The following is a 23,524-nucleotide window of genomic DNA, read 5'->3' as shown; positions in this document are numbered from 1 at the left end:
GGCAGCCCGTCGCCGACGCACGGGAACGTCGCGTTGTGCGCCCACCCCGCCGGTCACTGTGGATGGGTGCCAAGGAATGGTACGCAGGCTTTCGACTCTCCCCGCTTGCCGGCGCGGCCTCGCCGCGCTGCTCGGCCTACTGCTCCTCACCGGATGCGAGACCGCGGGGACGCCGTCCGCCTTGTCGCTCGACAGCCGGCTGCGGCTGGCCGAGAGCCTGGGCCCGAACTCACCCGATGCGTTGCCGCTGCTGCGGCGTGCCGCCGCGGAACGGCCGGGCGACGTGCCGTTGCGCGAGCGCCTCGCCGCCACGGCTGAGGCTGCCGGGCGCAACGCCGAGGCGGCGGAGGCTCTGCGGCAAGCCAATGCGCTGCAGGGACCGACCCAGCAGCGCCTCACCTGGCTTGGCCGGCTGGAGTTGCGGGCCGGCAATTTGCCCGCCGCGATCGAAGCGCATGAGCAGGCCGTCGTGCTCTGGCCGCAGAGCGCCAGCGCGCATGCCGGGCTGGGCCTGGCACGCGACCTCGCCGGCGATGCGGCGGGCGCACAGGAAGCCTATCGGCGCGCCATCGCCCTGGCCCCGCAGGACTGGGGGCCCCGCGCCAATCTCGGCCTGTCGCTGGTCCTGTCGCGCCAAGCGCCGGAGGCGGTGCAGGCGCTGGCGGAGGCGGAATATGCCCCGGGCGCGCCGCGGCGCGCGCGGCACAACCTCGCGCTCGCCCTCGTGGCGGCCGGCCGGCCGGACCGCGCGACGCGCCTGCTGCGGCAGGACATGGGCCCCTCGGAGGCGGAAGTGATGGCGCAGCAATTCGCCGCCATGGCGCGGCAGATCGATCCCGCCTCCGCCAGCGCCGATGCCGGGCCGATGCCGGCGAAGCTTGGCCGGGACGCACGGATTGCCCGGCAGGCGGCGCAGCAATCCGGGGCCGCACCCGGGCGACCGCGCGGCTGACACCGCTGGCCTTGCCTGTCCCTGCCACGAGTGCCGGACGGACTGCGAAACGGGGTGGCGACCAGGTTCGCCACAGTCCGACCAGCCAAGCCGGGCTTTCGCCGAGACGCTTTGCCCGCCTGACATGGCCCCGCATCGTGCCGACGCCGCGATGGCTGCTGTGCTCCATGATGGCCAGGTCGCGCGCGCCGGCCTTGTAGGCCTTCGCGATGAAGCCCGCCCGCGGCCCGTGCATCGACAGGCGCTGAAGCCAACGGCCTTGCTGCCGGCCAGCGCGATCCGCCGCGGCAGGGCGTAGGGATGCATGGTGGCGGCCTTGAGGCTGCCCCAGCGGTGGATCTTGCGGACCTGCACCGGGCAGGTCTCGGCCCGCTTGCCGCGCGGGATGCCGAGCCTGGCCCCCCTGCCCTCCCGGCCGGCCTCGGCGCGCGGCATCAGCAGCCGCAGCCCCTCGGGCGTGACGGTCAGGTGCTCGCGCTGAACCGCGACCAGCTCGCTCCGCCGCAGCGCCGCGGCGAAGTCCAGCAGCAACAGGACGCGGTCGCGCGTGCCGGTGACGCCGTCGCTGCAGGTGGCGACCAGGCGGCGGCGTTCGGCGGTGCCGATCGCGGCGGCGCGGCGCTGCGGCATGCCGGGGCGGCGGGCGATGCCGGGCAGGGTGTCACGGTACGCCGGGTGCGCGCCCTGCCAGGGCTGGCCGGCCATGCGACGGGCGCGGCCTAGGGTGGCACGGCGGCGGCGGAGGGTGGCGCCGGCATGGGTGGCCGCGACGGCGGCGCGGATCGCCGGCAGGGCGGCAATACCCTTCTCCCGACACGAAGAGGTGGTGTTCAGCGACTTCGCCATGACCCGGCCCAGCGGAACCGCATTGCACGACCTGACGTGAGCATGGCCGCAGCCAAAGACGACCCCGGCGCAGACCTCGACACCGGCACCGTCCTTCAACTCTTGCGCCGCAGCGACCGTCGGAGGACGCCGTCATCCGGCACCCGGCTCGGGAACTGGAACACGCCGTCAGCTTGCCACCTGATCCCTGTGCAGGCGCGCGTGCCGACCGGCCCAGGGCTGCAGGCGGCCCTGTACCGTGCGCGAGGGCGATGCACCGACCACCTGGAAGCCCAACCGGCTCGGCCGCTCGCCGTCACACCTCATCGAGACCATGCCAGCGCGGGAACAGTGCGAGGTGGGCTTCCGCTCGCTGACCGAGGCGACCGACACCACCATGCCGCACGCGCGGCTCGCGTTTCACCTCTTCGCCGCGCTCCAGCAGTTCGAGCACGACCTGATCCGCGACTTCACCCGCGCCGGCCTCGCCGCTGCGGCGTCGTGCGGCCGGAGCAAGGCGCAAGCTGGTCCCCGGGGCAAGCTGATGCCGCGCGGCAGGTCCGCGCGGCGGTCCGATCAGCCCAGCCGGTACACCGCCTCGGCGTTGCCGCGGAAGATTGCTCGTCGCTCCGCCTCGGTCAGCCTGCACGGGAAACAGTAGCGCGGGTCGTCGAAGTCCCAGTGCGGATAGTCGGACGCATAAAGGATCCGGTCCCAGCCGATCCAGGACAGGATGCGGCGCAGATCCTCCGGGTTCTCCGGCTCCTCCATCGGCTGGGTGGAGACCCAGAGGTTGCGCTTCATATAGGCCGAGGGCGGTTCCTTCAGATGCGGCACCTCGCTGCGCAGCTTCCGCCAGTGGGCGTCCAGCCGCCAGGCGAGGCTGGGCAGCCAGGCGAAGCCGCCCTCGATCATGATGACCTTCAGCGTCGGGAAGCGTTCGAACACGCCTTCCAGCACCATGCTGGTCGCCTGGCACTGCATGGAATGAATCAGGCCGTGATGGTCCTCGATGTAGTAGGAGGGCCAGCCGGCCGCGGTCGGGGCATGCCCCCCCTCCCCGCCGATATGCATGCCGATCGGCAGGTTGTAGTGCGCCGCAGCCTCGAAGATCGGCCAGTAGCGCTGCCGCCCGATCGGCTCCGTGCTGCGGGAGGTGAGCTGGATCTGGGCGAAGGCCGGGTCCTTCACCCGCTTCTCGATCTCGGCGACCGAGGCCTTTGGATCCTCGAAGGGCACGAGGATGGAAGCGCGCAGGCGCTTCTCCTGCGAGGTGAAGGCGGCGACCTGCCAGTCGTTGATGGCGGAGCAGAGCGCGACCGAGAGGTCCAGGTTGCGGACCAGGTTGCTCGGCATCAGCGGCTCGAGGATGCCGATCTCGATGTCGAAGAGGTCGAGCAACTGCGCCCGCATGAAGTCGAGGTCGGAGCCCGGCGGGGCGCCGCCCGGCGGCCAGGCATCCCGCCGCGCGGTGTTGGGGGCCATGCGCGGATAGGCGATGCGCCCGGCATAGGGGGCGCGGCCCAGCTTGCCGTATTCGGCGATGTGCTTCCGCCAGCGCTCCGACAGGAAGGGGTGCAGGTCCGCCTCCGAGCGGAGGGAGGGATGCACGTCGCTGTCGATGATGCGCAGCTTCGTGTCCTGCGCCGTGGCGCGTTCGAGGACTTCGCTCATGATGCGGTCTCCCTCAGCCGGGGATAGGTGGCCAGCGGGTTGTCCTGCATGGCCTTCTTCAGGATGGCGGGCGGGATGCCGGCCGGCGTGGCCTGCATGCCGTCGAACTGCCAGTGCGGGTAGTCCGTGGCGAAGAGCAACATCTCGTCCGAGCCGAGCTGGTCGATCACCTGCGCCACCACCTCGGGGTCGGGCGGCGCGTCGAAGGGCTGCATGGTCAGCCGCACCTGGTCGCGGATGATCTCGGTCGGCGGGCGGTCCACCCAGGGCACTTCCGGCCGCGTGCCGCGCCAGGTCTTCAGGTGACGCCACAGGAAGCCGGGCAGCCAGGTCACGCCGGATTCGATCAGCACGACCTTCAACGCAGGGAAGCGGCCGAAGGTGCCCTCCGTCACCAGGCTGAGCAGCTGGTCCTCGAACACCTGGGACGCCGCGACATAGTCGTGCAGGTGGTGGGACGGCCAACCATTCGAGGTCGGGGCGTAGCGGTAGGCGAGGCCGGCATGCAGCCCGACCGGCAGCCCGTGCCGCACCGCCGCATCCCAGACCGGCCAGTAGTACCGCTTGCCGTAGAGCATCTCGGCGGCCGCCGGCAGCAGCACCTGCACGAAGCGCTTGTCGGGCGCGAGGCGCTCGATCTCCTCCACCGCCAGGTCGGGCGCGGTGGCCGGCACCACGATGGAGGCGCGGAGACGGTGGTCGCGCGCCAGCCATTCCGCCGCGACCCAGTCATTCATGGCGCGGCAGATGGCGGCGCCCATATGGTCGCTGACCGCGACCGCGCCGCCATAGAGCGGGTTGCAGATGGCGTAGCGCAGGCCAAAGGCATCCAGCGCCTGAGCCTTCAGCAGGTCGAAGCTGGTGCCCGGCTTGCCCTGCGGCGGCCGCCAGTCCGCCCGGCAGACCAGCGGGGAACGCGGCGGGTAGCTTGCCAAGTCGAAATCATCGGCGGCGCGTCGGACGAAGTGGTCCCGCCAATGATCGTCCATATAGGGCAGCAGCGCCTTGATGCCCGGCACCCCCGGATGGATGTCGCAATCCACTGCGCCAAGGGTGACGGAGTTGGCTACCGGGGGGGAGACGGCGTTCACCGGCCGATCCCCGCCCGCCGCAGGCCGCGCCGCCAGTCGGAGGCGACCTCGTCCAGCGCATCCTTCGCGCTTTTCTGGCCCAGCAGCGCGGCGGAGACGCCGGCGCGCAGCGGGATCTCCAGCGTGTCCCAGGCGGGATGCGCGGGCGTCGGGATGCCGGTCTCGATCGCCTGCGCCGCGACGGGCGGCCAGCCGAGCTTAGCCGCCAGGTCGGCATCCCGCAGCACGGAGCCGCGCGGCGGCGCATTGGCGCGCTCGGCCGAGCGGCGCAGCCATTGCTTGCTGCAGGCCATGCGGATGAACTCGATGGACCAGTCGGCATTGCGGGTGTAGCGCGGCACCGCCAGGAAATGGCCGTCGATCCAGGTGCGGCTCTGCTCGCGATCGGTCAGGCCCGGCACCACATCCCAGGCCCAGCGGCCGGCGGTGCGGGAATTCGCCGCGTCGTTGATCAGCGTGCCATAGGGCGCGAAGGTCTGCGCCATGGCGTAGCGGTCCCGCTGGCCGCCGGCGATGATCTCGTCATATTCCCAGGTGGTCGCCTCCGGCGGCACGACCTTATGCTTCGCCATCAGGTCGGCGTAGAATTGCAGCGCTTCCACCGCCTTGGGCTGGTTGATGAAGACCTCGCCCGTCCTGAAGTCGCAAAGCTGCCCGCCGGCGGAGTAGAGCCAGGAGGCGAAGCTGGAATAGCTGCCGGAGCCCTGCTTGCCCATGATGCCGACGGCGTAGCGATCGGGCGGGGCGTTCACCGCCTGGGCGGCCTTCAGGAACTCGGCGAAGGTGCCGGGGGCCTTGGTGATGCCGGCCTGCTCCAGCAGCGGCTTCTGGTAGTGCAGGATGCCGGTGGTGATGCGGTAGGGAATGCCGGAGAGCTTGCCGTCATAGGTCGCGGCGCGCTTGCTGCCGCCGAGGAAATCGCCCCAGTCGAAGCCCGGATCGCGCGCCGCGATCTTGGCCACCACCTCCTCATGGTCCAGGACATGCGGCTGCATCCAGCCGGCCATGCCGACCGACCATTGCGCCACGTCGATGGCCGTGGACCGCGCGCCGAGTTCCGCCTTCAGCCGGGCCCGCCAGGGATCGGTCGGCAGCAGGGTGAACTCCACCTTGATGCCGGTCTCCTTCTCGAAGGCCGGCGCCACCTCCTCCACCAGGGCGCGCTTCCAGCCGCCCTGGTTGTCGCCGATATAGACCAGCTTCTCCGGCTTGCCCTGGGCGCGCAGCCTGGGCGCCGGCAGCGTGGCGAGCGCCAGCCCGGCCCCCAGCGCCTGCCTGCGGTTCAGTGCGGTCATCCGCGTATCCTCCCGGTTGTTGGTTCAGCCCTTGACCGCGCCGGAGGAGAGCCCGGCGACCAGATGCTTCTGCGCCATGAAGGAGAAGACGATCACCGGCAGGATGACGAGCACGCCGGAGGCCGTCATCGGCCCCCAGTCCACGCCGGAATCGCCGCCGGTGAAGCCGGCCATCAGCACCGGCAGGGTCTGGGTGTCGTTGTTGGTCAGCACCGCGGCGAACAGGAAGTCATTCCAGGCGAGCTGCAGGCAGAGGATGGCGGAGGCGACCATGCCCGGCTTGGCCAGCGGCAGCACCACGCGCTGGAAGGCCTGGCGGCGAGTCGCGCCGTCGATCCAGGCGCATTCCTCCACCTCCACCGGCAGGTCGTCGAAGAAGCCGCGCATCACCCAGACCACCAGCGGCAGGCTGAAGGTGGTGTAGGCCAGCACCACGCTGAGATGCGTGGTGGTCAGGCCGATATCGCTGAGGATGACATACATCGGCACCAGCACCGCGACCGGCGGCAGCATGCGCATCACCAGCAGGGAGAAGAACAGCGCATTGCCGCCGCGGAAGGGGAAGCGCGCGAAGGCATAGGCGGCCGGCACGCCCACGCAGAGCGAGAGCAGCACCGCGCTGAACGAGACGATCAGGGTGTTCAGGAAGGCCTTCAGGAAGTCCTTGCGGAACAGCACATCGGCATAGTGCTCGAAGGTCGGCCACCACAGCCAGACTGGCGTGTCGGCGAAGGTCTGCGCCCGGGTCTTCAGCGAGAGGCCGAGGATCCAGAGCAGCGGGAACAGGAAGAAGGCGACCAGCGCCGCCAGCGCCAGATAGGCCAGCGCGGTGCGCAGGCGCCGGGTGCGGCGGGATCCCGTGACGATGGCCATCAGCGCGGCCCCCCGCGCCGCAGCACGGCAATGAAGACCAGGCACATGGCCATGCTCATCAGCAGCATCAGCCAGGCCGCCGCCGCCCCCAGCCCGAAATCGAAGCGCACGAAGCTGGTTAGGTAGGTGAACATGGACAGCAGCATGGTGGCATTGGCCGGGCCACCGCCGGTCATGGCGTACACGTTGTCGAAGGCGCGGAACTCGAAGATCGTCCGCAGCAGCAGCGCCACCAGCAGGAAGGGCTGCAGCAGCGGCAGCGTCACATGGCGGAACACCTGCCAGCGGCTGGCGCCGTCGATCTCGGCCGCCTCGTGCGGTTCGTGGGGAAGCGACCGCAGCCCCGCCAGCAGGATCAGCGCGACATAGGGCGTGCTGTGCCAGACATTCACCAGCCAGACCGCGACCAGCGCGGTCTCCGGCACCCCCAGCCAGACGATGCGGGTGCCCAGCCAGTGGTTCACCACGCCATGGTTGGGGTCCAGCAGCAGCTTCCAGCACAGCGCGCCGACGATGGGCGTGACCATCATCGGCAGCACCAGCGCGGTGCGGAAGCCGCGCATGCCCGGCAGGTCGAGGTTCAGGAGCATGGCGATGCCGAGGCCCAGCAGCATCTGCGCCAGGACGGCCGCGGCGGTGAAGCCGAAGGTGACGCCCAGGCTGGCCATGAAGACGCGGTCGGACAGCAGGTCCTCGAAATTCGCCAGGCCGACGAATTCGCCGCCGAACAGCCCCTGCTGCGGCGACCAGCCGGTCAGCGCCAGCCAGAGCGAGAAGAGCAGCGGCAAGCCGAAGACCGCGACCATCACCAGGAAGGTCGGGCCCACCGCCAGCGGCAGGAAGAAGCGGTCGAGCGGCGCCCGTTGCAACCCGCGCCCGACGGGCGCGGCGGGCAACCCACGCGCCGCCGGGGCTTCGGACAGGCCGACAAGGGGCCTCGGCGCGGCCCCGCTGATCTCGCTCATGCCTCCTCCCCTCCGGCCGCCGGTTGGCCCGGCGCCGATGCCTTGCGCGCGCGTCAGACGTCCACGACGACGTAGTCCTCCTCGACCGTGACGGAGAGCGTCTCGGCGACATAGGGGCCCTTCACCACGCTGGTGCCGGGCGCGACTTCCACCGGATACTGCTTGGTGCGGATGCGGGCCGGGTCGCACCAGGACTGGCCGGTGCGGATGTCGAATTCCCAGCCATGCCAGGGGCAGCGGATGATCTCGCCCGGGCGGTCCAGCCGGTAGCGGCCCGGGCCGTCGGCGGTGACCAGGCCCGTGACCTCGCCCTCGCACAGCCCGGCGCCCTGGTGCGGGCAGCGGTTCACCAGCGCGAAATACTCGCCATCCAGGTTGAACACGGCGACGGGACGGCCGCGCAGTGTAGTCAGCCTGCGACTGCCCGGCGGCAATTCGGATACGGCGGCCACCACATGCTTCGCCATGTGGACCCTCCTCCCCCAAATCTCTCGTTGCTGGGAATGCTAGCGATCCCCGCCGCATCCTCGCAACCCGATCCTGTCACGCCTCCCCTGCCTCGAACCACCATCCCGCGAGCGGCCGGTCGTGGCCGCAGCGGTTTCGGCCTGATGGTGCCGCCATGGTCGCTCCATGACGCGACGGGATTTTGGCCGTCCCCGGCCGCTTGCGAGACGCGTTACCGCACCCTGGACAGGCCCTGCCGGTCCTCGAGGCCGAAGCAGGCCGGATCAATAGGCGGACCGGCATGCGCCCTAGCCTGCCGCTTGCGCCGCTCCCGGCGGGGTATAGGCTTCCCCGGCAAGGCGCGCGGCTTGACGCGCCGGGACCGCACAGGAGGAAGCCATGTCCAACTGGAAGGGCGCGGCCGCTGCGCTCGTGCTCATGCTCGCGCCCGGAATCGCCGCGGCGCAAGTCTCGGACGAGGTGGTGCGCATCGGCGTGCTGACCGACCTCTCCGGCCCCTATGCCGATTTCGCCGGTCCCGGCTCGGTGCTCGCCACCCGCCTGGCCATCGAGGACCATGGCGGCCGCGTGCTCGGCCGGCCGGCCGAGGTCGTCGCCGGCGACCACCAGAACAAGCCGGATGTCGGCGCCTCCCTTGCCCGGCGCTGGATCGACACCGACCGCGTGGACATGATCATCGACATGCCCAACAGCTCGGTCGCGCTGGCGGTGCAGCAGGTGGGGCGGGAGCGGAGCCGAATCATCATCAACAGCTCCGCCTCCACGACGGAGCTGACGGGGCGGCAGTGCTCGCCGGTCGGCTTCCACTGGACCTCGGACAGCTACGCGCTCTCCTCCGGCACCACCAAGGCGGTGATGCAGCAGGGCGGGCGGAGCTGGTACTACCTGACGGTGGATTACGAGGGCGGCTACGCGCTCGAGCGCGGGTCGGAGGCCGTGGTGAAGGCGAATGGCGGGCAGGCGCTGGGCCATGCCCGGCACCCGCTGAACACCGCCGACTTCTCCTCCTTCCTGCTGCAGGCCCAGGCGTCCCGCGCGCAGGTGGTGGCGCTGGCCAATGCCGGGACGGACACGATCAACGCCATCAAGCAGGCCGGCGAGTTCGGGCTGACGCGGCAGGGCCAGCGGCTGGCCGGCATGTTCGTCAACATCAACGACATCAAGGCGCTCGGCCTCGCCACGGCGCAGGGCGTGGTGACGGTGGAGGCCTGGTACTGGGACATGGACGAGGCGACGCGGGCCTTCGCCAAGCGCTTCGCCGAGCGCAACCGCGGCACGCCGCCCAGCCAGTACCAGGCCGGGGTCTACAGCGCGGTGCGGCACTACCTGAAGGCGATCGAGGCCGCCGGCACGGACGAGGCGATGGCGGTGGCGGCGAAGATGCGCGAGTTGCCGGTGAGCGACGTGTTCACGCGGAACGGCCGCGTGCGGGCCGATGGCCGGCACGTCCATGACCTTTACCTGGTGGAGGTGAAGACGCCGGCCGAGTCCACCGGACCCTGGGATCTCTACAAGGTGCTGGCGACGGTGCCGGCGGAGCAGGCCTTCAAGCCGCTCGACCCGGCCTGCCCGCTGGTGAAGCCGTGACGGCGCCGCCGGGCATCGTCAGGTTCTTGACAATGCCGGCGCATCAGCTCGCCCGGAACCCTGCTGCCGGATGCGGCATCTGCAGTCGGTCCCGGCCATACAGCTTCGCGCGCATCGTGCCGGGCGCATAGGCGCCTTTGTAGCGGCCACGCCGTTGTAGCTCCGGCACGAGGTGATCGGCGATCGCCTCGAAGGTCTCGGGCAGCACGGCATAGGCCAGGTTCAGCCCGTCGACGCCGGTCCGTTCCATCCAGTCCTCCACCGCATCGGCCGCCCCCTTAGCGTCGCCTACCACCACCGGGCCGATGGCACCCACGGCGCAATGCTCGGCCACGTCGCGCACGGTCCAGGTACGGTTCGGGTCGGCGCGCGTGATGTTCTCCAGCATCGTGCGGTAGCCCTCCTTCTCGATGTAGCGGATCTCCTGGTCCAGCGCGTAGCCGGACAGGTCGAGGCCGGTCCAACCCGCCATGAGCGTCAGCGAACCCTCGGGGCTGGCGTAGCGCAGCGCCTCGGCGTGGCGGTCCTCGGCCTCGGCGCGCGTGCCGGCCACGATCACGGTCAGCAGGCTGAACACCTTGAGGTCGGCGGGGTCGCGCCCGGCTTCGGCCACGGCCGCGCGCAGTTCCTGCGTGCGCCGCTGGATGACCTCGGCGTTCGGGCCGGACACGAAGACGCATTCCGCATGCCTTGCCGCGAAGCCCCGGCCCGCGACGCTGGTCCCGGCCTGGTACAGCAAGGGCGTACGCTGCGGCGAGGGTTCGCAGGAATGGATCGCGTCCAGCCGGTAGTGCCTGCCCTCATGCCGGATGGTGTGCACGCGCGCCGGGTCGGCGAAGACGCCGGTGGCCGCGTCGCGCAGCGCGGCGCCGTCCTCCCAGCTGCCCTCCCACAGCTTGTAGCAGACCTCCATGTACTCCTCGGCCATGGCGTAGCGGTCATCATGCGCGATGAGGCCGCCGAGGCCATGCGCGCGGGCGCCGCTGTCCAGGTAGCCGGTGACGATGTTCCAGCCGATGCGGCCCTCGGTCAGGTGATCCAGCGTCGAGAAGGTGCGAGCAAGGAGGAAGGGCGAGGTCCAGGTCAGGTTTGCCGTCACGCCGAAGCCCAGGTGCCGTGTGACATGCGCCATGGCGCTGACCAGCATCATCGGATCGTTGATCGGCAACTGCGCCGCGTTGCGCAGCGCGCCGGCGGGGCTGCCGCCATAGACGTCGTAGGCGCCGATCACATCGGCGATGAACAACCCGTCGAACAACCCGCGCTCCAGCGTCAGGGCCAGGTCGGTCCAGGTGCGGAGCCGGTTATAGGCGCCGCTGCGGTCGCGCGGGTTGCGCCATTGCCCGGGGGAAAGGTGCCCAACCGTGTTCATGGCGAAGGCGTTGAACAAGATCTCGCGCGGCATGGCGAAGGTTCCCTCTCCCAGCGGTTCAGGCTAGGGCGTACGCGCGACCGGATCCACCGCCGTGAGGCAGCGGCACGCCGATGGCAACCATGGCCAGGTCGTCTGCGGTGCGCTGTTGGTGGCGGGTCGGCATGCGGCGGAATTGCGTGAGGCGCCCAGCAAGGCGTGCGATGTCGCTGCGTACTCGGCGCGCATCGCGATCGGCCCTGCCATGCCGCGCGGCCGATCGCTCTTCGATCAGGATCTGGGTGCCGCCCACGCCGCGTCCTCCCCGGGCGGATCGAGGACGCGTTCGCGGCGCAGGTGGCCGAAGCGCTCCGGATCCATCGCCCGCCGGTCCCGCGGCAAGCGGCACAGCGCCTCCAGCCCGGCGGCCGTGAAGTGGGCCCGCGTGCCCAGGATGCTGGGCGGTTCGGGCGACAGCGCCACCAGCCCGCGCGCCAGCAGCCCTTCCATGGCCTGGGGCACCTTGGGTTGCCCCGCCTGCGGCCCGGCACCCCAGACCCGGAGGAAGATCCCGTTGGCGAGCGCTGGATCCTGGCCGAAGCGCTGGCCGGACTCACGGCGGATGAACGCGCGCTCCGCCGGGGCGAAGGGGGTGGGATCGGTGGTCATGGCCAGACGCTGGGGCGGCGCGGCGGGCCCGTCGAGCCGTCACCGGCGCCGGCGCCGGGTCCCGCGACAAAGACGCATGGTTATGTCGCCTCGTTATTGAATGATCGTGGCGGCATCACCACGCCTGGTCGGCGAGAGGCCCGGCCCTGCACCGCGGGTGCGGCGCCGCCCTGGCGCGGCACCTGGCGCCCCGCATGGAGGACCCCGATCCGCTGGCGCGGATCGTCCGCCAGCTCCATCGCATCCAGCGCCGGCTCGACAGGCTCGACCGGCACGCGGCGGACCTGATGTTCCTCACCCTCTCGAGCCAGCAGCTCCTGCTGGGGCAGAGGCGGGTCTTCTCCACCGTGAACCGGGCCAGCATCATCCGGGCGATGGCGGCCGCGCCCTATCGCGGCCGGTGTCCCTGCTGCGGCCAACCGGCCCGTCGCCGGCGCCGAGTTCGACCACGCCTTCCATCGCGGCCTGAGCCGGCCGGAGCATGGCTGGCTGGTCTGCGCCGGCTGCCACGGCGACCTGACACATGGCGACTATCTGTTCCGCTTCGCGCGGCTGCCCGCGTTCCGCGCTCTCCAGGCGCGCGTCCTCGGGCAGCGGCGCCGGGTCCGGCAAGGCGCCGGCGACCCGCCAAGGTCGCCACACCCCTGCCCGCCCCCGCGGCGGGCGCACGCAAGAGCCCCGTGACCTGACCCCGGAGGCACGGGGCTTCTCGCGTACCGGCGTCCGGGCCGGCAATTCGCAACCGGTACGCGGTCGCGTCCGGCGCCGGATACAGCCCCCGTCCATGGCAACCGCGGGACCATCCTGACGGTCAGGTGACTTGCGTCTGGTGGCAAAGTCGAATGCGACGCGGTATCCGACCACCATGGACAACGACAAAGCCGACACCTCGCCCGCAGCATCGACGCGGGCCGATGCGGTCCGCGAGCGCATGCGCCTGGCCAAGATGGTCGCGGACCAGTCTGCCCGCGCCAGGGCTGCCGGCGATCCGCCCAGCGACGCGGAGGCCGCGCGCCTCGTCACGGAGTTCCAGGCGCAGGGTGGCCGGGTGACCGTCTGCCCGCCCGCCGATCATGAACCGACCCACCCCGGCAACCGGCGTTAGGCTGCAACGACCGGGCCGCACGCCCAAGGGGCATTGCCCTGCCCTGCGGCGCGTGCCTCGATCCTTGCAATCCCATGCCGAGGGTGCGGGGGTCCTGGCGTTCCAGGGAAAGGCGGCAGGCGCGAACGCTTCCTGGCCTGCGCCGGCCGTCCGCAGCGCCTCGTAGAGCGCGGCCCTGCCGATCTTCAGCCGCGCCGCGGCGTCGCGCACGCTCAGGCCCTTGGCCACCAGCGCCCTGGCCCGCCGCAGCGTCTCGCCGGTGATCACCGGCTTGCGCCCGCCGGTCCGGCCGCGCGTCGCGACGGCGGCCAGGCCGGCGCGGGTGCGCTCGCGGATCAGGTCGCGCCCGAACTGCCCGAGCGCGGCAAAGAGACGGAACACCAGCCGCCCGCCGGGCACGGTGGTATCGATCGCCTCGGCCAGCGCGCGAAACCCGACGTCGCGCCGCGCCAGCGCCGCCACGGTCTCGATGAGGTGCGGCAGCGAGCCCCCCAGGCGGTCCAACGTCCAGGTGACCAGCACGTCGCCCTCGCGCGCGTAGTCCAGCGTCGCCTGCAACCCGGCCCGGTCTGCGCGGGCGCCGGAGGCGCGGTCCTCGAACACCTTGGCGCAACCCGCGATGTGCAAGGCGTCCATTCGCAGCGCGAGATCCTGGTCCGCCGGGCTCACCCAAGCGTAGCCGATCGCCGCCACCCGCACCTCTCCGCCCTGCTGTCCAGACTCGCGTGCGTCCGGCTTCCCATCGCTGCGCCAGGGTTGCCGGACGTTTCAGGGCTGGCCCGATAGGGTTGGCTAAGAGCAGATCCCGATCAGGTGGAACCACCCGATCGGGTGAAGATGCTCGTCGATTGAAAAGACCGGCGCGGTTGCCGTGAGCCATGGCGAACGGAAACCGCGCTGGACGGACGGCCGCGGCACGCGGCGACGGCACCGTGACTTGTAATTGAGAATGACTCGCATTAGCGGTTAGCCAAAATCGTCGGGAGATTCCTGCCTTGCCGCGCCTATCGTGCCTCCTGTCCCGCCCCGCTGCCCTGATCGTCCTCGTCTTCGCCGCGCCGGCCATGGCGCAAGACGGCACCATCAGCCTGCCGGAGATCGACGTCTCAGGCCGCCCGCCGGTAGGCTCCCCCGAGCCGGCGCGCGGCGTTGTCGCCACCGAGGCCAGCGCCGGCACCAAGAGTGACGCGCCGCTGCGCGAGGTGCCGCAATCCGTCTCCGTCGTCCCACGGGCCACGGTGGACCTGCTGCAGGCGCAGACGCTGGGCGAAGCGGTGCGCTATCAGACAGGTCTCCGCGCCGAATCCTACGGCCCCGACCCGCGCGCCGATTTCCTGCTGCTGCGCGGCTTCGACGCGGTGGACAATGGGCTTTACCTCGACGGGCTGCGCTACTCCGTCGGCTTCGCCGCCGGCTCGCTCGAAACCTATGGCCTGGAGCGCTTCGAGATCCTGCGCGGCCCGGCCTCGGTGCTCTACGGCCAGATCCAGCCGGGCGGGCTGGTCAACCAGGTCTCCCGCCGGCCGACCCTGACGCCACAGGGCGAGATGCGGCTGAGCGCCGGCAGCCATGGCAGGCTGCAGGCGGCCGGCACCAGCAGCGGGCCGTTGACCCGCGATGGCAGCTGGTCATACAGCCTGACAGCGCTGGGGCGCCTCTCCGACACCCAAGTGGACGAGATCAATGCCGACCGCGCCTACCTCGCGCCCGCGCTCACCTGGAGGCCGGACAACGACACGCGGCTGACCCTGCTCGCCTACTACCAGCGGGACCGGACGCAGGGCGCGCAATTCCTCCCCTATCTCGGCACGGTCAGGGAGACCGCCTTCGGCCGCATTCCGACCCGGCGCTTCGTCGGCGAGCCGCGCTTCGACAAGTACGACATCACGCAATGGGGCCTGGGCAGCGAGTTCGAGCGGCGGCTGGGCGAGGCGGTGACGATCCGGCAGAACCTCCGCTGGTCGCATTCCGGGATCAATTGGCGGCAGACCGTCGGCACCGGGTTGCTGGACGACGAGCGGACGCTGTCGCGCATCGGCTTCGTCTCCAACCCCGACATCGACCGCTTCCAGGTGGACAACCAGGCGGACGTCCGTTTCCGCACCGGGCCGCTGGCACACACGCTGTTGGCGGGCTTCGACTATTCGACGGTACGGATCTCCAATCCGCAGGCCTTCGGTCCGGCCCCCTCGCTCGACGTCTTCCGCCCGGCCTACGGCTCGCCGGTGCCCCTCCCTTCGGCGGGTACCAACACGCGCCAGAGCACGGCGCAGTATGGTCTCTATGCCCAGGACCAGGTGCGGCTGGGCGAGCGTTGGGTGCTGACCGCCGGCCTGCGGCAGGACTGGGTGGACAGCAGCACCCTGAATCGCATCGCTGGCGGTACGGAAAGGCAGAACGACAGCGCGACGACCGCGCGCGTCGGCCTCGTCTATCTCGCGGCGAATGGTCTCGCCCCCTATGCGAGCTGGTCCACCTCCTTCCTCCCGACGCCCGGCACCGACATCGCCGGCCGCGCTTTCCGCCCCCGCAGCGGCGAACAGTTCGAGGCCGGCGTGAAGTACCAGCCGCCCGGCCTCGACAGCTTCGTCCAGGCCGCGGCCTTCCAGATCACCCAGGCGGACAGCCTGACCACCGATCCCAGCAACGCCCTTTTCCAGGTGCAGACCGGCGAAATCCGCGTGCGCGGCGTCGAGTTCGAGGGTGTGGCGGCGCTGCCGCGCGGGCTGAACCTCATCGGCTCCGTGACCTACCTGAATGCCGAGATCACCAAGGGCGCACCGCAGGAAGTCGGCAATCGGCCGGCGGGCGTGCCGGCCTGGGGCGCCGGGCTCTATGCTGACAAGGCCTTCGGCGAGGAGGCGGGGCGGATCGCCGGCCTCGGCCTCGGTGCGGGCATCCGCTTCCTCGGCAACAGCACGACGGGCAACGCGGCCCACGACGTCGTGCCCTCGGTCACGCTGATGGATGCGGCGCTGCGCTACGACCTGGGCCGGCTGGGACGGGAGCTGGAGGGGACGCAGGTCGCCGTCACCGCCAACAACCTGTTCGACACCGCCTATGTGTCGCGCTGCACCAGCGACACCGCCTGCTTCTACGGCAACCGCCGCACCGTGCTGGCCAGCCTGGTGAAGCGGTGGTGAGGCGGGTGGCGGACCACGCCGCGCCGCTCGACGCCGGCGAGGGCAAAGCGCCGGGCAGGCCCGCGACGCCGGCGGCGGCGCCGGCGCGGCTCGGCAGCGGCGCGGCGCGTCGACTGTGGCTCTGGTCCCGATTGCACACCTGGTCCAGCCTGGCCTGCACGGTCTTCCTGCTACTGCTTTGCCTCACCGGCCTGCCGCTGATCTTCCACGACGAGCTAGGCGACCTGCTCGGCCATGCCATTGCCGCGCCCGACCTGCCGCCGGGCACGCCGCCCGCCGACCTCGACGCGGTGGTGGCCGCGGCGCAGGCGCAGCGGCCGGGGGAGGTGGTGCAGTACCTGATCTGGGAGGAGGACCCGGCCATCCTCCGGCTCAGCCTGGCGCCCTCGCCCAGCGCGTCGCCGGATGCTCTGACGACCGTCCTGGTGGATGCCCGCACCGGCCGCGTGCTGGGGGAGCCACGCGACCGCGAGGGCTTCCTGTACTGGATGCTGCGGCTGCACACCGACCTCTTCGCCGGCATCCCGGGCAAGCTCTTCCTCGGCGGCATGGGGCTGCTCTTCCTCCTCGCCATCGTCTCGGGCGCGGTGCTCTACGGCCCCTTCGCCCGGCATGGCGGCTTCGGCGCGGTGCGGCGCGGCCGCTCCGCGCGGCTGCGCTGGCTGGACCGGCACAACATCCTCGGCGTGGTCACGCTGAGCTGGGCGCTGGTGGTCGGCGCCACCGGCGTGGTGAACACGCTGGCCGAGCAGGTGCTGGCGGTCTGGCGTGCCGACCAGCTGGCCGCGATGACGGCGCCCTGGCGGGGCCAGGACCCGGTGGCGGCGCCCGGTTCGGTGCAGGCGGCGGTGGATGCGGCGCGGGCGGCGGCGCCCGGCCGGCAGCCCTTCTTCGTCGCCTGGCCGCAGACCATGTTCACCAGCGGCCACCACTACGGCGTCTACCTGCGTGGCGACACGCCGCTGACGCACCGGCTGTTCATCCCGGCGCTGGTCGAGGCGGAGACGGGCGTGCTGACCGACCTGCGGCCGATGCCCTGGTACGTGCAGGCGCTGCTGCTCTCGCAGCCGCTGCATTTCGGCGACTATGGCGGGCTGCCGCTGAAGCTTGCCTGGGCGGTGCTGGACCTGGTCACCATCGTCGTTCTCGGCAGCGGCCTGTGGCTGTGGTGGGCCGGCCGGCGGGGTGGCACGCGGTGATCTCGCCGACCTGGCGCGTACCGGCGGTGCTCGCGCTGCTCGCCGCCGGCGGCCTTCTTGTCGGGCTGCTGGCGGACGGCGCCTGGGACCTGCTGGCGAGCCTCGCCCTGGTCGGTCCGCTGGTGGCCGCATGGTGGCTGGGGCGGTCCCGTCGCCAGCCGCGGCGCGGGTTGCCGGAGCGGCCCCGGCGAGCCTGACTTGCCGGTGCGGCGCATTCGCATGTCACATTCACTGCTGCCGAACGGCACCCGGGCGCAAGCTCATCAGCCGCATCATGCCCTTCGTGCCACGCCTGCGGCGCGGCCATCCCAGCGCGGTTCAGGCGCTGGAACCGGCCGAGACCCACCCACACGACGGAATGCGCGGCTGGCGCGCCGACCTGCGGCAGGACTGGGATCCGCAGCCACGTCTCGGAGAGCGCATGGCGGCGGCCGGCATCCCGCCGCCGGCGGCGTCGCTCGACATGCTCATGTAGGGCGCGGCCTGCACCGCTGGCCGGCCGGCAACGATCGGCTGCCCGCATGGCCCGCGGCTCACCGCTGATGAGCAGCGTCTGCTCAACGTCGCGCGGCTCGCTCCAGGGCAGAGAGGCCAGCCTGGTCGCGGAGGCGCGGTGGGACCACGCCTCCGCCAGGATAGGCGTCGGTTCGCCCTCGGCCCGCTGCAGGGGTTCGAGGCGTGGTTCCTCGCGGCCCCGCTCGCGCCCCGGCCGCGCCTGCTGGCCAGCCCCGCCAAAGCGGAGGCAGGGGCGCGACGCCCTGGCCGCTGTCCCTGTCGACCCGTCATCGACGGCGGCAACCCGCAGGGTCCAACACCATTCGCTGGGCACCGCCTCACTGGTGGCCCTGCTGACGCGGGACCGAGCCACCACCCCGGCGCCCGCGCGCCCGACCGGGGCAGGGCGCCGGTCGCGCCGTTGCCGAACGGCCTGCGTCCGTGGTCCGACCGGCCGCCGCCGGGCAACGTGCCCTGACCGGACCAGATGCCGTGGCATAGCGCCATCGCCGTCTGCGTGCCCCGCCAGGAGGCCGAAGAACGCCGGCCCGTACGGGATCTTGAGCCGGGAACGCCATTCTACGTCGCGGTCCTGGGCATCTGGGCCGCCGCGCATCGTCCCGATGGCGCCGCCTCGCCCGACTGGCACGCCGTCTGCGCGCGGGGGAACTATTGAACGAGGCCATGCACGCCTGCGGCGCACTCCACCGGGGCATTCGGCGCCTGATCAGCATCCGCCGCCGACCCTGTCCCCAGTTCGGTCAGGACGGAAAGGCGCTGCTCGCCGCCCTCGGGTCCCTCCAGCGCGACGACGTCCTGGGCGCCCTGGATGTTCCGGCGGACTGGCTGAATCCTGTCGCCGTCATGCCGGCCCTGCCGCTCGCCATGCGATTGGAGGCCGCGGGATGCAAATGCGAGATCTGCATCGACCCCCCGACGCCGCTGCCACCTCACTCCGGCACGTACAACGAACCGACCCATCAGACGACATTGCGTTGATGCTCTCGGCACCCAGCAGTTCCCCCTTGCAGCAGCCGCCCTTGCCACAACGCCCATGATCGGCCCGGCACACGGAGTATACCTCGAGGACATCCCACAAGGACTCCGAGGCCTGGGCTTGAGGCTTCGGTTTCTCACCCGCTCGGTGGCAGGAGCTAGAGTCCAGCCCCCTCTGGTGCCCTTTTTTGGCCAGGCGCGCCGGGCAGGCGCGACGAGCCGATTGCGGGGATCCGCGACGACCGCCCGAACGCCATCTTCGTCTACAATGTCGACCCGTTGGTCGTCGGCAATCCGCTTGTCATCGTTGCCGACGAGGTCGGCCGCCTGATCAACGTCAACATGCAGGGCGCGTGTTTCCGCAGCATCGAAGCATCCTGCCTGATGTCTGAATGCAGGTACATCATCATCATCGGATCCGACACCACCGCCAGCATACCATTCCCCGGACTTGTCGCCCCCATGCTGGCCAAACCGGCGATGCGGAGCATGACGCGTGGTCTGCCCCGCAACCTGGGTTGTCGCGACACGCGGATCCGCCGCATGACTTCCGGTACTCATGAGGTCGCGTTCGCAAGATGGCCCGATACCGTCGAGAGGAACGCGCGCAGACGCTCGAGCCGCCGCAGGTCGCGGTGGTATCCCACCCAAACGTCCCTGCCTGGCGGCGGCGTCGGCAGTTCCAGCTTGCGGATACCCGGGATCTGGTCGCCGACAACGCGGGGCAGGACAGCGATCCCGACGCCTTGACTGCACATGCGCCCCTGGACGTTGCGGTTGTTCGATCGCAGGACCGGCCTTGCGTTGGGGAAACTGTCGATGAGCCAAGCGATGTCGGGAAAGTGGCGCGTGGATGGGATGATCAGCCGGATACCAGACCCATCGCCATGTTTCGGATCAGGCGCCTCCTCGGCGATGTAGACGCCGTATTCGAGCCTGAAGAGTCGCCGCTGAACGACATCGGCAGTGTCGAAGGGCACGGTACGGAAAGCGACGTCGGCCTCCCGCTGGGCGAGGCTGAAGCGGCGCGTGCCGGTCAGGATTTCGACGTCGACATTGGGGTAGGCGTCCGAGAACTCCGCCAGGATGGGCGGCAGGACATAGGCTCCGAACCAGTCCGTCGATGAAATGCGCAGGTTGCCCTTGAGGCTCTGCTCCTGACCCGCGAGCCGGCGCTCCATGGCCAACGCGCCTTCTTCCATTTGCTCGGCCAGCGCGACGATCTCGTGGCCCTCGTCGGTCAGGACAAGGCCGTCCGCCGTGCGCTGGAAGAGCGTGTGACCGATCGCCTGCTCAAGTGCGCGCAGGCGCCTGCCAACAGTCGGATGGCTCGTTTGAAGATGCCGCGCGGCGCCGCCGAGCGTGCCGTACCGCGCAACAGCAAGGAAGATCCTGACGTCACTCCATTCCATCGCGATCACCCGCACAAAACTGAACAGCGAAAGTACATCTGTGTAACTCGCAGAACAATTCCAAGCGCCTAGGTTATCGCCGTCAACTGCCGACGCGACATCCTGTGGATACGTCGGCCCAGGGGGAGGGGCGCTTCGATCGAAGACCGTGAACTCGGCTGCGAGACCCAAAGGAAGCTCGCTTGGACTGAACAGAACGATCTTCCGGATCGGTCACAGAGCGCCGTCGTTCGCCTCTGCGCTCGCAAATGAGGACTTCGATGATGATCACGATGCTTGTGACCTATAGGGGCGATGAGCAAACGCCGTTCGACCGCGACTACTGGATCAATGTGCACTTCCCGCTCGTGCGAGAAAGCTGGGGACCTTATGGGCTGATCAGCGCTGGCGGGTTCTTTCCGGACGGTGACGGCGCCGGGCTCATCGCGGTTGGGATCGTCACCTTCCGCGACGAAGCCGCCATGGGAGCGGCGCTCAACTCGCCAGAGACCACTCGGGTCATGGCGGACGTCGACACCGTCACCGCAGTCAAGCCGCAGCGCGGCATCGTGACGCCGCTCTGACCGGCGCACCGGTGCCTGTCGACTGCAGGGTCGCCGATGTCGCAGGTCTTCGCATCGACTCCCGCCAATCCATCGGCGTAGATCTCAGCCTGACGATCACCCTGCACCCTGCGTCTCATCTTGAGCTCACCTCACATCTGAACAACAGGATATCGGAGATGCAGGTCGGATTTGTCGGTCTCGGCAGCATGGGCTCGGCCATGGCGCTGAACCTCGTGAAAGCCGGTCATGACGTGCGGGCCTGGAACCGGAGCAAGCTCGCGCAGGATGACGTGCCTGGCTTGGCTCTTGTCGAGCGTGCAGCTGACGCATTCCAGGCTGATGCCGTCTTCACGATGCTGTCCGATGACGCGGCCATTCGAGAGGTCATCCTCGATGCCGGCCTTCTGCCAGGCGCGCAATCAGGGCTGACCCATGTCGTCACGTCGACCATCTCGGTCGCTTTCGCGCGGGAGTTGGCGCTGCAGCACGAGGAGGCAGGCCTTGGCTATGTGTCCGCACCCGTCCTCGGGCGACCGAACGTGGCGGCGAGTGGCCAGCTCAACATCCTCGTGGCCGGCAAGAGCGATGCGGTTGCCGCGATCGCGCCGCTGCTCGCCCAACTCGGCAAGAAGGTCTGGAAGCTGGGGGAGTGCCCTGCTCAGGCGAATGCGGCCAAGCTCGCCTGCAACATGATGATCGCCATGGCGATCGAGGCAATGGCCGAGGGTGTCGTGCTGACTGAGAGCGTCGGACTCGACCGTGCGGATTTCTTCGAACTCATCCTGGGCACCCTGTTCTCGGGCCGCGCCTATGAGAGCTACAGCGCACAGATCAGGGAACGATCCTTCGAGCCGGGCTTCAAGGCCAAGCTCGCTTTCAAGGACATGCGACTGGCAACAGAGGCCAGCAACCGGATCGGACGCAGGCTACCGATGCTTGAAGCTGTCCACGAGGCGCTCGGCAACGCCGTCTCGCTGGGTCTCGGCGAGAAGGACTGGTCGATCATGGCCGACATGACCGTTCGCGGCTCCGGCAGCGTGGCGCCCTCCAAAAGCAAGATGGCGACCACGTCATGAGAGCCTGGCTCGCCACAGGCTGCTCAAGCGGCTTCACCCATGCGATCGCCAGGCGAATGCCGGCTGCCGTCCGCAGCAATATCGACACCTCGCGCGACGTCCCCATCGCCATAGATTCCGATCAACGCTGAGCGCTGGCCGCAGGCTTTGCTGCAACGTCAACATCTGGCTGGAGCACGATCATGACTGCAACCCTGAAGGGGTTCACACAGCAGCTGATGCCGGTGAACGGCATCAGGATCAATGTCGTCACGGGGGGCTCAGGCCCACCGATCCTTCTGCTGCACGGCTGGCCGGAAACATGGTGGGAATGGCACCATGTGATGCCGCTGCTGGCAGCGCACTTCAGCGTGGTGGCCATGGATCTGCGCGGTGCGGGCTTCTCCGACTGTCCGCTCGATGGCTACGACAAGGCGACGATGGCGCGCGACGCGCACCAAGTCATGGTCGCCCTTGGGCATGGGCGCTACGCCGTGTGCGGACATGACATCGGTGGGATGGTCGCCCTGTCGCAGGCTGCCATGCATCGACAGGCTGTTACCCGACTGGCTGTCCTAGACGTGCCGCTTCCCGGCTGGACGGGATGGGAGGCGACAATCGCCAGGCTCTGGCACTTCGGTTTCCACATGAACCGGGATCTACCCGAGCGCCTGATCCATGGCCGTGAATATGACTATGTGTCGACCTTCATGGCCGAGCGATTCTACGATCACAGCGCTTTCAATCCGGCGGATATCGAGATCTACGCCAAGGCGCTGGCTCTTCCTGGCCGCACGCGTGGCGGCATGGAATGGTATCGCACCCTCACCGCCGATCATGCGGCCGCCCTTGAGTACAAGAAGCAGCCGCTCGAGATTCCGGTGCTTGGCCTGGGTGGGGACCAGCGGTTCGGCGCACAGATGGTGCCGATGCTCAAGGAATTCGCCACCAGCGTGACGGGCGGCTCAATCATGCGGTGCAGCCACTACGTGGCGGACGAGCGACCGGATGAAGTCGCAGCCGCCCTGATCGAATTCGTCAAGCCCAACTGAGTTCCGGTTTCCGCGCCGTCGTGGGCCGGGAGGTTCTCGGGGCTACGGGCCAGTCGCGCCCGCAGCGAGCACGACCAATCCAGCAGCCAAGCAGTGAGGACCATCATGACCGCATCCGTCATTCGCGGCGTCAATCATATCGGCATCACCGTGCCCGATATCGAAGCGGCAAAGTCGTTCCTGGTGGAAGCATTTGGCGGGCAGGTGATCTACCAGTCCTTCGGACCGCAGGACCCCCCGCGCCAGGGGCCCGAATTCGAGCGGGCCGTCGGCGCGTTTCCGGGAACGGTCGTGCGGGCGCAGGCGATGGTCAAGATCGGAACCGGACCCGACATCGAACTCTTCGAAATGCACGGTCCCGATCAAGCCGGGCCGGTCCGGGCCAGCGACTTCGGCATCACGCATTTCGGTGTCTACACCGACGACATCGACGCGGCGGTTGAGCGCTTCGAGAAGGCCGGAGGCACCCCGCTTACCGCGCCGCGCGCCATTCCCTATGGAACAGAGAAAGGCGCTGGAAACAAGGTCTGCTACTGCCGCATGCCATGGGGCACGACGATGGAGTTCATCACCACGCCCGACCGCATGGCCTATCGTGACCAGACGGATCTTCGCAGGTGGCAGGACGAAGACTGACCAAGGCGCCAAACCCTTAGAGTCCGTCCGGGATCATGTTCTGGTTTGGCAGAGCCTTCGCAGCATGAGGCGGACGGAGGCCCAGCGCAGGAAGCACAGGCCTGACCGGTTCAGGCACTCCCAGTCCTTGGCGAGC

The 23,524-nt window shown here is 69.8% G+C and carries 24 protein-coding genes; 13 read left to right on the top strand and 11 right to left on the bottom strand.

Annotation, left to right across the window (positions count from 1 at the left end; genetic code table 11):
* The first annotated feature begins 181 nt into the window (after positions 1 to 181).
* The 3 genes from E2C05_RS14010 (at position 182) to E2C05_RS14000 (ending at position 2,438) form a co-directional block, all read left to right on the top strand.
* Complete coding sequence (locus tag E2C05_RS14010) at positions 182 to 952, top strand: tetratricopeptide repeat protein (protein ID WP_133220263.1); 771 nt, start codon at positions 182 to 184, stop codon at positions 950 to 952.
* A 333-nt stretch (positions 953 to 1,285) separates the two neighbouring features.
* Positions 1,286 to 1,675 carry a hypothetical protein gene (locus E2C05_RS14005; protein WP_158292115.1) on the top strand — a complete coding sequence of 130 codons (390 nt, stop codon included), beginning with the start codon at positions 1,286 to 1,288 and terminating at the stop codon, positions 1,673 to 1,675.
* 361 nt (positions 1,676 to 2,036) lie between these two features.
* The gene (locus tag E2C05_RS14000) at positions 2,037 to 2,438 is read left to right on the top strand and encodes a recombinase family protein (RefSeq protein ID WP_240046733.1); all 402 of its coding nucleotides are present in this window, start codon (positions 2,037 to 2,039) and stop codon (positions 2,436 to 2,438) included.
* On the opposite strand, the gene E2C05_RS13995 is transcribed toward E2C05_RS14000, so the two are convergent.
* From E2C05_RS13995 to E2C05_RS13970, 6 genes are read right to left on the bottom strand one after another with little or no spacing between them, the layout of a single operon-like run.
* A complete protein-coding gene (locus E2C05_RS13995) occupies positions 2,354 to 3,451 on the bottom strand; it encodes an amidohydrolase family protein (protein ID WP_133220261.1) in 1,098 nt (365 codons plus the stop codon). The genes E2C05_RS14000 and E2C05_RS13995 overlap by 85 nt on opposite strands.
* On the bottom strand, positions 3,448 to 4,542 hold the full coding sequence (locus E2C05_RS13990) for an amidohydrolase family protein (RefSeq protein WP_133220260.1): 1,095 nt from the start codon (positions 4,540 to 4,542) through the stop codon (positions 3,448 to 3,450). Before E2C05_RS13990 ends, E2C05_RS13995 begins: the two co-directional genes overlap by 4 nt.
* On the bottom strand, positions 4,539 to 5,837 hold the full coding sequence (locus tag E2C05_RS13985; protein ID WP_133220259.1) for an extracellular solute-binding protein: 1,299 nt from the start codon (positions 5,835 to 5,837) through the stop codon (positions 4,539 to 4,541). Before E2C05_RS13985 ends, E2C05_RS13990 begins: the two co-directional genes overlap by 4 nt.
* A 24-nt stretch (positions 5,838 to 5,861) precedes the next feature.
* Complete coding sequence (locus E2C05_RS13980; protein ID WP_133220258.1) at positions 5,862 to 6,710, bottom strand: carbohydrate ABC transporter permease; 849 nt, start codon at positions 6,708 to 6,710, stop codon at positions 5,862 to 5,864.
* Positions 6,710 to 7,675 carry a carbohydrate ABC transporter permease gene (locus tag E2C05_RS13975; protein ID WP_133220257.1) on the bottom strand — a complete coding sequence of 322 codons (966 nt, stop codon included), beginning with the start codon at positions 7,673 to 7,675 and terminating at the stop codon, positions 6,710 to 6,712. Before E2C05_RS13975 ends, E2C05_RS13980 begins: the two co-directional genes overlap by 1 nt.
* A gap of 53 nt (positions 7,676 to 7,728) precedes the next feature.
* Complete coding sequence (locus E2C05_RS13970; protein ID WP_133220256.1) at positions 7,729 to 8,142, bottom strand: Rieske (2Fe-2S) protein; 414 nt, start codon at positions 8,140 to 8,142, stop codon at positions 7,729 to 7,731.
* A gap of 379 nt (positions 8,143 to 8,521) precedes the next feature.
* Between E2C05_RS13970 and E2C05_RS13965 the strand changes: the two genes are divergently transcribed.
* Complete coding sequence (locus E2C05_RS13965; protein ID WP_133220255.1) at positions 8,522 to 9,730, top strand: ABC transporter substrate-binding protein; 1,209 nt, start codon at positions 8,522 to 8,524, stop codon at positions 9,728 to 9,730.
* Positions 9,731 to 9,773: 43 nt separating this feature from the next.
* Here the strand turns inward: E2C05_RS13965 and E2C05_RS13960 are convergent, their stop codons facing one another.
* The 4 genes from E2C05_RS13960 to E2C05_RS35555 all read right to left on the bottom strand — a co-directional run bounded on the left by E2C05_RS13960 (position 9,774) and on the right by E2C05_RS35555 (position 13,548).
* Positions 9,774 to 11,135, bottom strand: coding sequence for an LLM class flavin-dependent oxidoreductase (locus E2C05_RS13960; protein ID WP_133220254.1), 1,362 nt, complete (start codon positions 11,133 to 11,135; stop codon positions 9,774 to 9,776).
* 25 nt (positions 11,136 to 11,160) lie between these two features.
* Positions 11,161 to 11,394 carry a hypothetical protein gene (locus E2C05_RS13955; RefSeq protein ID WP_133220253.1) on the bottom strand — a complete coding sequence of 78 codons (234 nt, stop codon included), beginning with the start codon at positions 11,392 to 11,394 and terminating at the stop codon, positions 11,161 to 11,163.
* A complete protein-coding gene (locus E2C05_RS13950) occupies positions 11,373 to 11,750 on the bottom strand; it encodes a hypothetical protein (RefSeq protein WP_133220252.1) in 378 nt (125 codons plus the stop codon). The genes E2C05_RS13955 and E2C05_RS13950 overlap by 22 nt, the downstream gene beginning before the upstream one ends.
* An 811-nt stretch (positions 11,751 to 12,561) precedes the next feature.
* The gene (locus E2C05_RS35555; protein WP_133220251.1) at positions 12,562 to 13,548 is read right to left on the bottom strand and encodes a recombinase family protein; all 987 of its coding nucleotides are present in this window, start codon (positions 13,546 to 13,548) and stop codon (positions 12,562 to 12,564) included.
* A 302-nt stretch (positions 13,549 to 13,850) separates the two neighbouring features.
* On the opposite strand from E2C05_RS35555, the gene E2C05_RS13940 reads away from it, so the two are divergent.
* From E2C05_RS13940 to E2C05_RS13920, 5 genes are all read left to right on the top strand, one after another.
* Positions 13,851 to 15,998: a TonB-dependent siderophore receptor gene (locus tag E2C05_RS13940; protein ID WP_133220250.1), complete on the top strand. Its 2,148-nt coding sequence runs from the start codon at positions 13,851 to 13,853 to the stop codon at positions 15,996 to 15,998.
* A 5-nt stretch (positions 15,999 to 16,003) separates the two neighbouring features.
* A complete protein-coding gene (locus E2C05_RS13935) occupies positions 16,004 to 17,197 on the top strand; it encodes a PepSY-associated TM helix domain-containing protein (RefSeq protein ID WP_205082823.1) in 1,194 nt (397 codons plus the stop codon).
* A complete protein-coding gene (locus tag E2C05_RS13930; protein WP_133220249.1) occupies positions 17,194 to 17,394 on the top strand; it encodes a hypothetical protein in 201 nt (66 codons plus the stop codon). The genes E2C05_RS13935 and E2C05_RS13930 overlap by 4 nt, the downstream gene beginning before the upstream one ends.
* 77 nt (positions 17,395 to 17,471) lie before the next feature.
* Positions 17,472 to 17,672, top strand: coding sequence for a hypothetical protein (locus E2C05_RS13925; protein ID WP_158292114.1), 201 nt, complete (start codon positions 17,472 to 17,474; stop codon positions 17,670 to 17,672).
* A gap of 692 nt (positions 17,673 to 18,364) precedes the next feature.
* Positions 18,365 to 18,691: a hypothetical protein gene (locus E2C05_RS13920; protein ID WP_133220247.1), complete on the top strand. Its 327-nt coding sequence runs from the start codon at positions 18,365 to 18,367 to the stop codon at positions 18,689 to 18,691.
* A gap of 554 nt (positions 18,692 to 19,245) precedes the next feature.
* Here the strand turns inward: E2C05_RS13920 and E2C05_RS13915 are convergent.
* A complete protein-coding gene (locus tag E2C05_RS13915; RefSeq protein WP_133220246.1) occupies positions 19,246 to 20,100 on the bottom strand; it encodes a LysR family transcriptional regulator in 855 nt (284 codons plus the stop codon).
* A 260-nt stretch (positions 20,101 to 20,360) separates the two neighbouring features.
* Here E2C05_RS13915 and E2C05_RS13910 point away from each other — a divergent pair, with 260 nt between their 5' ends.
* From E2C05_RS13910 to E2C05_RS13895, 4 genes are all read left to right on the top strand, one after another.
* Complete coding sequence (locus E2C05_RS13910; RefSeq protein WP_240046732.1) at positions 20,361 to 20,663, top strand: EthD family reductase; 303 nt, start codon at positions 20,361 to 20,363, stop codon at positions 20,661 to 20,663.
* Positions 20,664 to 20,821: 158 nt separating this feature from the next.
* Complete coding sequence (locus E2C05_RS13905) at positions 20,822 to 21,721, top strand: NAD(P)-dependent oxidoreductase (protein WP_133220244.1); 900 nt, start codon at positions 20,822 to 20,824, stop codon at positions 21,719 to 21,721.
* A 182-nt stretch (positions 21,722 to 21,903) separates the two neighbouring features.
* A complete protein-coding gene (locus E2C05_RS13900; RefSeq protein WP_133220243.1) occupies positions 21,904 to 22,752 on the top strand; it encodes an alpha/beta fold hydrolase in 849 nt (282 codons plus the stop codon).
* Positions 22,753 to 22,857: 105 nt separating this feature from the next.
* Positions 22,858 to 23,388: a VOC family protein gene (locus E2C05_RS13895; protein WP_133220242.1), complete on the top strand. Its 531-nt coding sequence runs from the start codon at positions 22,858 to 22,860 to the stop codon at positions 23,386 to 23,388.
* The last annotated feature ends 136 nt before the right edge of the window (positions 23,389 to 23,524 follow it).

This window comes from Paracraurococcus ruber (genome assembly GCF_004353985.1).
GTDB lineage: Bacteria > Pseudomonadota > Alphaproteobacteria > Acetobacterales > Acetobacteraceae > Paracraurococcus > Paracraurococcus ruber.
Note: the sequence above shows the minus strand (reverse complement) of the source record. Positions and strands in the feature narration are given on the sequence as shown.

Excerpts from the sequence above, each read along its gene's own strand:
- E2C05_RS13995 (WP_133220261.1), bottom strand. The coding sequence starts at position 3,451 with ATGAGCGAAGTCCTCGAACGCGCCACGGCGCAGGACACGAAGCTGCGC.
- E2C05_RS13985 (WP_133220259.1), bottom strand. The coding sequence starts at position 5,837 with ATGACCGCACTGAACCGCAGGCAGGCGCTGGGGGCCGGGCTGGCGCTC.
- E2C05_RS13980 (WP_133220258.1), bottom strand. The coding sequence starts at position 6,710 with ATGGCCATCGTCACGGGATCCCGCCGCACCCGGCGCCTGCGCACCGCG.
- E2C05_RS13975 (WP_133220257.1), bottom strand. The coding sequence starts at position 7,675 with ATGAGCGAGATCAGCGGGGCCGCGCCGAGGCCCCTTGTCGGCCTGTCC.
- E2C05_RS13970 (WP_133220256.1), bottom strand. The coding sequence starts at position 8,142 with ATGGCGAAGCATGTGGTGGCCGCCGTATCCGAATTGCCGCCGGGCAGT.
- E2C05_RS13965 (WP_133220255.1), top strand. The coding sequence starts at position 8,522 with ATGTCCAACTGGAAGGGCGCGGCCGCTGCGCTCGTGCTCATGCTCGCG.
- E2C05_RS13960 (WP_133220254.1), bottom strand. The coding sequence starts at position 11,135 with ATGCCGCGCGAGATCTTGTTCAACGCCTTCGCCATGAACACGGTTGGG.
- E2C05_RS13950 (WP_133220252.1), bottom strand. The coding sequence starts at position 11,750 with ATGACCACCGATCCCACCCCCTTCGCCCCGGCGGAGCGCGCGTTCATC.
- E2C05_RS13925 (WP_158292114.1), top strand. The coding sequence starts at position 17,472 with ATGCCCTTCGTGCCACGCCTGCGGCGCGGCCATCCCAGCGCGGTTCAG.
- E2C05_RS13915 (WP_133220246.1), bottom strand. The coding sequence starts at position 20,100 with ATGGAATGGAGTGACGTCAGGATCTTCCTTGCTGTTGCGCGGTACGGC.
- E2C05_RS13910 (WP_240046732.1), top strand. The coding sequence starts at position 20,361 with ATGATGATCACGATGCTTGTGACCTATAGGGGCGATGAGCAAACGCCG.
- E2C05_RS13905 (WP_133220244.1), top strand. The coding sequence starts at position 20,822 with ATGCAGGTCGGATTTGTCGGTCTCGGCAGCATGGGCTCGGCCATGGCG.
- E2C05_RS13900 (WP_133220243.1), top strand. The coding sequence starts at position 21,904 with ATGACTGCAACCCTGAAGGGGTTCACACAGCAGCTGATGCCGGTGAAC.
- E2C05_RS13895 (WP_133220242.1), top strand. The coding sequence starts at position 22,858 with ATGACCGCATCCGTCATTCGCGGCGTCAATCATATCGGCATCACCGTG.